The sequence below is a fragment of the Providencia sp. PROV261 genome, assembly GCF_028477945.1.
GTDB lineage: Bacteria > Pseudomonadota > Gammaproteobacteria > Enterobacterales > Enterobacteriaceae > Providencia > Providencia stuartii.
Map to the genome: position 1 here is coordinate 1 of NZ_JAMPMC010000105.1, position 1153 is coordinate 1153.

Genomic DNA, 1153 nt, shown 5'->3' on the forward strand with positions numbered 1-1153 from the left:
TGAAATCAAGCTGCGATTGCAGGAGTTGGTTATCGAGTAACATGTGGTTATTTGTCCGCTTTTGGTGGCTAATGACACATCAAATGTAGGTAAATACAAAACTTAAATTGTAATCGTTAGAGAGCTTTCTAACTTATCATTAACTATTTTTTTGTATTTTAAATACCCCTAACAAAATGATTTTATACCTAGCTGGTTGCCACTCGCCAACAGCTAATACAGCTATAATTTCAGTTTTGCATTTAGTACAAATATAAGTCATGTACTCTACTGATAAATTATCATAGCCATAAATAGTTATTGTAGATAATTTTTTTTCTTCAATTTTAACTATTTCTCTAATTAATAGGACGCGAGTCTGATTATCTAACTCTCTAAATGATTTTAAATCCAAAACACGAAAAATTTTATTTTCATTGCATAAAGGGCATACCATCGAATAAGTTAATTTATAAAAATCATCTTCATTTCCATCATAAAACTTCTTTAGTCTAGAAATTCTCTGTATTTTCATTTGACCACTGTCCACTCCCCATTAATTAAGACACCCTAAACTAGAGTTTTCTAACTGTTTACGATAGGCCTCCGGAGGGAGGTGATTTAAGCTTTCATGAGTTCGATTTTGGTTATAATCTTGCTGCCAAAACCACGCTAATTCTCTAACTTGGCTTAACGATTCAAATAAATACGCATTTAAAAATTCACGACGGAACGAACCATTAAAACGTTCGATAAAGCCATTTTGTTGTGGCTTTCCTGGTTGAATATGGCATAGCGAAATTTGGTTATCTTCACAATAATTCAATAAGTTAACTGAGATCAGCTCAGGCCCATTATCGACTCGGAGTTGCTTTGGTAACCCCCTTTCGATTTTTAAACGTTCAAGCACTCTGATAACACGTTCTGCCGGTAATGACGTATCAACCTCAATCGCTAAACATTCACGTGTTCCTTCATCAAGAATATTGAGTGTTCTGAACCGTTTACCGCAGTATAAACTGTCGTGCATAAAATCCAGTGCCCATTGAATATTTGGGGATTTTTCTATCACTAATGGCTTCTTTTCACGCTTCGGAAGCACTTTTTTAACCCGTCGTTTCAGGTTTGGCCCCAATTGACAATAAACGCGATAAACTCGTTTATGATTAAAGGG

General features: G+C 35.0%; 2 protein-coding genes. Both read right to left on the reverse strand.

The features are described 5' to 3' along the window. Positions 1–139 precede the first annotated feature (139 nt). Complete coding sequence (locus PR675_RS20875; protein WP_272582988.1) at positions 140–514, reverse strand: hypothetical protein; 375 nt, start codon at positions 512–514, stop codon at positions 140–142. Between the two features lie 21 nt (positions 515–535). Further along, positions 536–1153 (reverse strand): integrase core domain-containing protein (locus PR675_RS20880; protein ID WP_272582989.1); only part of this gene is annotated, 618 nt, incomplete at its 5' end.